Origin of the sequence: Alkalibacterium indicireducens, assembly GCF_039522005.1 — a bacterium.
GTDB classification, from domain to species: domain Bacteria; phylum Bacillota; class Bacilli; order Lactobacillales; family Carnobacteriaceae_A; genus Alkalibacterium; species Alkalibacterium indicireducens.
Map to the genome: position 1 here is coordinate 8,564 of NZ_BAAADA010000102.1, position 7,467 is coordinate 16,030.

Consider the following 7,467-nt stretch of genomic DNA (forward strand, 5'->3'; position numbering starts at 1 on the left):
CTGCCTTTTGAGCCTACCCATATCCGATTCCTCTGTCTGCATGAAATCTGTGCAGACAAGAATGGAGTTCGTAGGAAGCCCCCACTTCAAAATCCGGAGGATTTAAGTGGTGGGTAGTTCACTTCTGCATTATTGACAGCGCATTCTATTGGTATCATCCGCCTGACGCGGGCGAAAGTCAACGGTCCGATTATTGCCGCTGTCTTTACAGTAGCTGCCTTTTCATTTTTTGGTAAAAACCTGTATAATTCCATGCCGATCGTTCTGGGTGCTTTTGCTTATGCAAGGGTAACGGAAGTCCCGGCAGAGAAATCCTTGCTGGCCGCTTTATTCGGGACAGCACTTGGACCGCTGGTGAGTGAAGTGACATTCAATATAGGTCTGCCGCTCCCGTTGGGTATTTTTTATGGATACTTAGTCGGATTTGTTGCTGGCTTTATCCTTCCGCCTCTGGCTAAGCACTTTGTCGGGTTTACAAAAGGTTTCAGTGTCTACAACGTTGGTTTCACCAGCGGTATAGTTGGAACAATTTTTACCTCACTTCTGAGAAGTACTGGTAGAGACATTGAACCCGTTTCAATGATATCCAGCGGAAACAATCAGCCATTTACTATCATTTTTTTTACTTTGTTTACTCTGATGCTAGTAGGGGGGCTGTATTTAAATTCCTGGACGCTGAATGGTTATGGCGCACTGATCAAGCATTCCGGCCAGCTGTCCACTGACTTTCTGACTACCAACGGATTCAGTGTTACCCTGATCAATATGGCACTGCTAGGTTTTGTCTCGACATTTTATGTGCTGTTTCATGGCGGAGAAATAAACGGACCGGCTATTGGTGGGATACTTACAGTTGTCGGGTTCGGTGCATTCGGGAAACACCTTCGCAATGTTCTTCCTATTCTCATAGGGGTCACCTTGATGGGATATATCAATGGATACGACATGAGTGCAACATCGGTAGTGATCGCAAGGTTGTTCGGGACGACGATCGCGCCTATAGCAGGTCGCTACGGCACGCTGATCGGTATTCTTGCCGGCGCACTTCACCTTAGTGTCGTCAGCAATACAGGGTATCTGCACGGTGGGATCAATTTATATAATAACGGGTTTGCAGGAGGCTTCGTAGCAGCCATTATGATTCCTCTGCTGGAAGCAATTCAGTATCAGCAGCAGAAGAGAAGACAGCTGAGAGAACCGGTGGATCCTGCGGAAGAAATTAGAGTAGAGGAACGCTGATTTATAATTTAACCTAAATTGAAAAGACGATAGTTCTTCCAGCTTAAAGAGGCCGGAAGGACTATCGTCTATTTACATTATTATTTAGGCAATTCACATTCATATTATTCTTCTACTGTACCTAGGACATCAATGTCATCTGGAAGTGCCAATGGATTTTCAGGATCGATTCGATCGTAGAACATGATGCCGTTCAGGTGATCGATTTCGTGCTGGACGACAATTGCCGGAAAATCTCTCAGTCGAATGCTCTGTTTTTTTCCGTCCAAGTCAAAGTAATCCACTTTAATCCGCTTGTGTCTCGGGACATAGCCTGGAACTTCGCGGTCGACAGACAGGCAGCCTTCTCCATCTGACAGGCAAGTCTGCTGGACAGAATGACTGATGATTTTAGGGTTGATCATCACAGCGCTGAACTCGAGGGTGCTGTCTTCTTCATCTGCCGAAGGGACATGTACAGCAATCAGCCTTTTAGATACATCGACCTGGGGAGCTGCGATTCCCACTCCAGGTCTCAATTCATACTTTTCAGCAAGGTCAGGGTCCTGACTGTTCTTTAAAAACTGAAGCATATCTTCTGCGAGCGACTTTACTTCAGGATCTAAAGGAAATTCAATTGTTTCAGCAATTTGTCTTAAAGTAGGGTGTCCTTCTCTAATGACATCTTTCATAGTTAACACGCATATAACCTCCAATGCTATTATTCTTTTCCTATTCTAACAAATATGAATAGGTCCCGCACCTCAAATATTCCTATAGTCAAAATAAAAGTATTCTAATAATAAATAGTGATCTGATTCACATGCGAAAAGCTGCTTATCCTTCCAATGGTACAAAGACATAGCTCTAAGTTCTTTTATATAACAGATAAAATGCCTGTATTACTTTAATTAATCGAGTTCCGGAGGGTATCGTATGGGAAAAGTATAACAGCGTGTTTGTTATAGTTATCACAATGGGCTGTAATTGCTTTAACATCAAGGATTTATACTGCGACACTGCATGAATATCGCTTGCATTAATTCATGAATCATGATAGATTTAGAAAGGAATGGATTAAAATGTAACAGGGGATATTATCTGTTATATTGAACTTTAAAAACAGAGAGGAATGGGTAATCTATGGCAAAGCAACCAGTTGATTACGAAGCATTACTAAGTACAATCGAAGCTTCGTTTCCGATGGTTCAAATTCTGGATAAAGATGGGAAAATCGTCAACGAAGACATTATGCCGGATTTATCTGATGATGAATTAGTAGAATTAATGAGAAGAATGGTGTGGTCACGTGTTCTTCACGATCGCTCAATGGCACTTGCACGTCAGGGAAGACTAGGTTTCTATGCACCTACTATGGGGCAGGAAGCTTCTCAGTTAGCAAGTCATTTTGCATTTAAGAAACAGGACTGGTTCTATCCTGGGTACCGTGATGTACCTCAGTTGATCCAGCACGGTCTACCTGTATCACAGGCTTTCTTATGGTCTCGTGGACATGTAGAAGGAAACAACTATCCTGAAGATTTACACGCTATTCCACCTCAAATCATTATCGGTGCTCAATTTATTCAAGCAATGGGTAATGCCGTGGGACAGAAAATGGCTGGGAAAGAAGATGAAGTGACATTCACTTATACTGGTGACGGTGGATCTTCTCAAGGTGATGTATACGAAGGGATGAACTTTGCCGGACGTTACAAAGCACCTGTCGTATTCTTTATCCAAAACAATGGGTATGCAATCTCTACTCCACGTGAGAAGCAGTCTGCTGCTAACACACTTGCTCAGAAAGCTGCTGCTGCAGGTATCCCTGGTGTTCAAGTTGATGGAATGGACCCACTTGCAGTATATGCTGTTACTAAACAGGCTCGTGAATGGGCTGCTGCAGGAAACGGACCAGTGTTGATTGAAACAATCACGTCACGTTTCGGCCCTCACTCAACTTCAGGTGATGATCCTACACGTTACCGTGAACAGGAATCATTTGACTACTGGGAACAGAGAGATCCACTTATCCGCTTCCGTAACTTCCTGACTGAAAAAGGTCTATGGTCAGAAGAACAGGAAGAAAAACTGATTGAAGAAACTAAAGAAGAAATCAAACAAGCTGCTAAAGAAGCAGATCAAGCTCCTAAGATGAAAATTTCAGACTTCCTGAAAAACATGTACAATGAGCCTGGTCAGAACATTACTGAGCAGATTGAGAAATACGAAGCAAAGGAGAGTAAATAATCATGGCGAATCTTACAATGATTCAAGCAATCACGGAAGCACTTGATCAGGAAATGGCCCGTGATGAAAAAGTCCTGGTTTTCGGTGAAGACGTAGGTAAAAACGGCGGAGTATTCCGTGCGACTCAAGGACTTTTCGACAAGTACGGTGAAGATCGCGTCAGTGATACTCCACTTGCTGAATCTGGTATCGGAGGAATGGCTTTTGGTTTAGCTGTTCAAGGTTTCCGTCCAGTTATGGAAATCCAGTTCTTCGGATTCGTATTCGAAGTAATGGATTCAATTGTTGGTCAAATGGCTCGTACCAGCTACCGTATGGGTGGAAAACTGCACCTTCCGGCAGTTGTTCGTTCACCATTTGGTGGAGGAGTACACACGCCTGAAATGCACGCAGACAGTCTTGAAGGACTAATGGCTCAGTCTCCTGGACTTAAAGTTGTTATCCCTTCAAACCCTTACGATGCAAAAGGTCTTCTAACTTCAGCAATCCGTGACGAAGATCCGGTTGTTTTCCTTGAGCACATGAAACTTTACCGTTCTTTCCGTGATGAAGTTCCTGAAGAACAGTACACTGTACCTCTAGGGAAAGCTGCTGTAGCTAAAGAAGGAACAGACGTAACAGTCGTAGCCTATGGTTACATGGTCCGTGAAGCATTGAAAGCTGCTGAACAGCTTGAAAAAGACGGTGTATCTGTTGAGGTGATCGACCTGCGTACTGTTTCTCCAATCGACTATGAAACTGTTGTAGCTTCTGTTGAGAAAACTGGCCGCATGGTCATGGTTCAGGAAGCTCAGCGCATGGCTGGAGTAGGAAACACGGTTATTTCTGAAGTGTCTCAACGTGCAATCCTTTCTCTGGAAGCACCTATCGGATTCGTTACAGCACCTGATACAGTTTATCCATTCGGACAAGCAGAAAACGCTTGGTTGCCGAACGCTGAGGACATTACTGATTCAATCAAAGAAACCGTTGAATTTTAATATAATTTGATACCGTAACTCAAAAGGAACATTCTTTTTAACTCGATACAAGAGAATAGAAAGATTGTTCCTTATTGAGTAAAGTTAATTTCTTAAATGAAATCATTTTAGAAGGGAAGAAAAATAATGGCTTTTACATTTAAACTCCCTGATGTTGGGGAAGGTATGGCTGAAGGCGAAATCGTCAGCTGGTTAGTTTCTGAGGGAGACACAGTTGAAGAAGGCGATTCGATTGCAGAAATCCAAAACGATAAATCAGTTGAGGAACTAGCTTCTCCAGTTGATGGAACAATCAAAAAATTCTTAGTTGAACCAGGTACAGTAGCTTCTGTAGGAGATCCAATCGTTGAGATCGACGCAGAAGGACATGAAGGTGGCGAGGAAGAAGCTGATTCAACTGAAGAAGTAGCTGAATCTGAAATGTCATCTGAAGAAACTGCTGCTGGAACAGAAGAAACAGATCCAGCAGGTTCAGAAGGTGCTACTTCCGGTGAGGTAGTTAAAACATCTGATCCGAATAAACGTGTACTGGCTATGCCATCTGTTCGACAATATGCGCGTGAAAAAGATGTAGACATCAGCCTGGTTGAAGCCACTGGTAAAGGTGGACGTACAACTAGAGACGATATCGACAGCTTCCTGCAAGGTGGCGGAGCATCTGCTGAATCTAAATCAGCTGATCGAGGGTCTTCTTCTGAAGAAGGAACTTCAACTGAAAGCAAGCACATTCAACGTGTATCTTCAGAAGCGAAACCATTCAAATCTGGTCGTTCTGATGAAGAAACTAGAGAAAAAATGTCTACTACTCGTAAAGCAATCTCTAAAGCAATGGTCAACAGTTCATTGACAATTCCTTCAGTATCACTGTTCGATGAAGTTGATGTAACTAAATTGATGGCTCACCGCACTAAATTCAAGACGATTGCTGCTGAGCAGGATGTTAAACTGACATTCCTACCTTACATTGTTAAAGCTGTCATCTCAGTTATGAAGAAATTCCCGGTATTGAACTCATCTATCGATGATACAACTGATGAAGTGGTTTACAAAAACTACTTCAATATCGGTATTGCTGCAGATACTGAACAGGGACTTTACGTGCCAGTTGTTTCAGATGCTGACAAGAAATCAATGTTCGACATTGCATCAGAAATTTCAGAACTTGGAGCTAAAGCTCACGAAGGTAAATTGAAATCCAGCGACATGGCTGACGGTTCTATTTCAATTTCCAACATCGGTTCTGTTGGCGGCGGATGGTTCACACCAATCATTAACCACCCTGAAGTTGCTATTCTAGGTGTTGGACGTATCGCTAAAAAAGCGATTGTTAACGACGAAGGTGAAGTCGTTGCTGCTCCAATGCTTGCACTGTCACTAGTATTCGACCACCGAGTAATCGATGGAGCGACAGGTCAGAAAGCTATGAACGAACTTAAACGTCTATTAGCAGATCCTGAATTATTATTAATGGAAGGATAAGGTGAATCGTAAATGGTAGTAGGAGATTTCGCAATTGAACTGGATACAGTAGTTATCGGCGCTGGACCTGGTGGATACGTAGCTGCAATCAGAGCTGCTCAAATGGGACAGAAAGTTGCTATTGTAGAAAAAGAATATATCGGCGGTGTATGCTTGAACGTAGGATGTATTCCATCTAAAGCATTGATCGCTGCTGGTCACAAATACCAGGATTCTCTTGATTCTACATCTTTTGGTGTATCATCTGAGAATGTAACGATCGACTTCGCTAAAACTCAGGAATGGAAGAACAATCAGGTTGTTTCTAAACTGACTAAAGGTGTCGAAGGTCTGCTTAAGAAGAATAAAGTTGAGATCCTTGACGGAGAAGCTTTCTTCGTTGACGAAAACACTCTACGTGTTATGGGTGAAGATAAAGCTCAGACTTATTCTTTCAACAACGCTATTGTTGCAACAGGAAGCCGTCCGGTTGAAATCCCAGGATTTAAATTCGGTGAACGAGTTCTTGATTCAACTGGCGCATTGAACTTATCTGAAATCCCTGGAAAAATGGCTATCGTCGGTGGTGGCTACATCGGTTCTGAATTAGCAGGTGTTTACGCTAACTTGGGTACTGAAGTCACTATCCTTGAAGGTCTGCCATCTATCCTTAATGGGTTTGACAAAGACATGGTCAAACTTGTTGAGAAAAACTTTAAATCACGTGGCGTTGACATCGTTACTGATGCAATGGCTAAAGAAGCTGTTGTTTCAGATAACGGTGTGACAGTTAAATATGAAGCTAAAGGAGAAGAAAAATCTCTTGACGTGGATTATGTCCTTGTTACTGTAGGACGTCGTCCAAACACTGACGAGTTAGGTCTTGAACAGGCTGGCGTTGAAGTTGGAGACCGTGGCCTGATCAAAGTGGACAATCAGGGACGTACGAACGTACCAAGCATCTGGGGAATCGGAGACGTTGTACCTGGACCTGCACTGGCTCACAAAGCCAGCTATGAAGCTAAAATAGCAGCGGAAGCTATCTCAGGTAAGAAAGTAGCAGTAGATTACCGTGCACTTCCTGCAGTAGCCTTCACTGATCCAGAAATTGCTTCTGTCGGTTTAACAGAAAGTGAAGCGAAAGAACAGGATATGGATATTAAAGTCACTAAATTTCCACTTGGCGGAAACGGACGTGCATTGTCTCTTAATGCTACTGAAGGTTTTGTCAGACTGATCACTACAAAAGAAGATAATGTCATTGTAGGGGCTCAGGTTGCTGGAATCAGTGCATCTGACATCATTGCTGAACTAGGTTTAGCTATTGAAAGTGGCATGAATGCTGAAGATATCGCATTGACTATCCACGGACACCCTTCTCTAGGTGAAACAGTTATGGATGCTGCAGAAGCGGCTTTAGGATTACCAATCCACATGTAAGATTAAACATCTGGTTAGAAAGACCTTTAGTATGACTAAAGGTCTTTCTTTCGTGCGCCCGGCATGGGCGACAACTTGGTGGTGAAAGTCCACTACAGACTTGGCAGTAGGAACTGTTAGC

The 7,467-nt window shown here is 43.0% G+C and carries 6 protein-coding genes; 5 read left to right on the forward strand and 1 reads right to left on the reverse strand.

Annotation, left to right across the window (positions count from 1 at the left end):
- Positions 1 to 132 precede the first annotated feature (132 nt).
- Positions 133 to 1,239, forward strand: coding sequence for a DUF1576 domain-containing protein (locus ABFX15_RS06240; protein WP_346024607.1), 1,107 nt, complete (start codon positions 133 to 135; stop codon positions 1,237 to 1,239).
- Positions 1,240 to 1,343: 104 nt separating this feature from the next.
- Here the strand turns inward: ABFX15_RS06240 and def are convergent, their stop codons facing one another.
- Entirely contained in the window at positions 1,344 to 1,919 is a 576-nt protein-coding gene (gene def, locus ABFX15_RS06245; RefSeq protein WP_346024608.1) for a peptide deformylase, read from the reverse strand.
- A gap of 442 nt (positions 1,920 to 2,361) precedes the next feature.
- Here def and pdhA point away from each other — a divergent pair, with 442 nt between their 5' ends.
- The 4 genes from pdhA (at position 2,362) to lpdA (ending at position 7,346) form a co-directional block, all read left to right on the forward strand.
- Entirely contained in the window at positions 2,362 to 3,468 is a 1,107-nt protein-coding gene (gene pdhA / locus ABFX15_RS06250; protein WP_346024609.1) for a pyruvate dehydrogenase (acetyl-transferring) E1 component subunit alpha, read from the forward strand.
- Between the two features lie 2 nt (positions 3,469 to 3,470).
- Entirely contained in the window at positions 3,471 to 4,448 is a 978-nt protein-coding gene (locus ABFX15_RS06255) for an alpha-ketoacid dehydrogenase subunit beta (RefSeq protein ID WP_346024610.1), read from the forward strand.
- Positions 4,449 to 4,574: 126 nt separating this feature from the next.
- Positions 4,575 to 5,927, forward strand: a complete 1,353-nt coding sequence (locus tag ABFX15_RS06260) for a dihydrolipoamide acetyltransferase family protein (protein WP_346024611.1) — start codon at positions 4,575 to 4,577, stop codon at positions 5,925 to 5,927.
- A 12-nt stretch (positions 5,928 to 5,939) separates the two neighbouring features.
- Positions 5,940 to 7,346 (forward strand): dihydrolipoyl dehydrogenase, encoded by a 1,407-nt coding sequence (lpdA, locus tag ABFX15_RS06265; RefSeq protein ID WP_346024612.1) that lies wholly within the window; start codon positions 5,940 to 5,942, stop codon positions 7,344 to 7,346.
- The last annotated feature ends 121 nt before the right edge of the window (positions 7,347 to 7,467 follow it).

Excerpts from the sequence above, each read along its gene's own strand:
- pdhA (WP_346024609.1), top strand. The coding sequence starts at position 2,362 with ATGGCAAAGCAACCAGTTGATTACGAAGCATTACTAAGTACAATCGAA.
- ABFX15_RS06255 (WP_346024610.1), top strand. The coding sequence starts at position 3,471 with ATGGCGAATCTTACAATGATTCAAGCAATCACGGAAGCACTTGATCAG.
- ABFX15_RS06260 (WP_346024611.1), top strand. The coding sequence starts at position 4,575 with ATGGCTTTTACATTTAAACTCCCTGATGTTGGGGAAGGTATGGCTGAA.
- lpdA (WP_346024612.1), top strand. The coding sequence starts at position 5,940 with ATGGTAGTAGGAGATTTCGCAATTGAACTGGATACAGTAGTTATCGGC.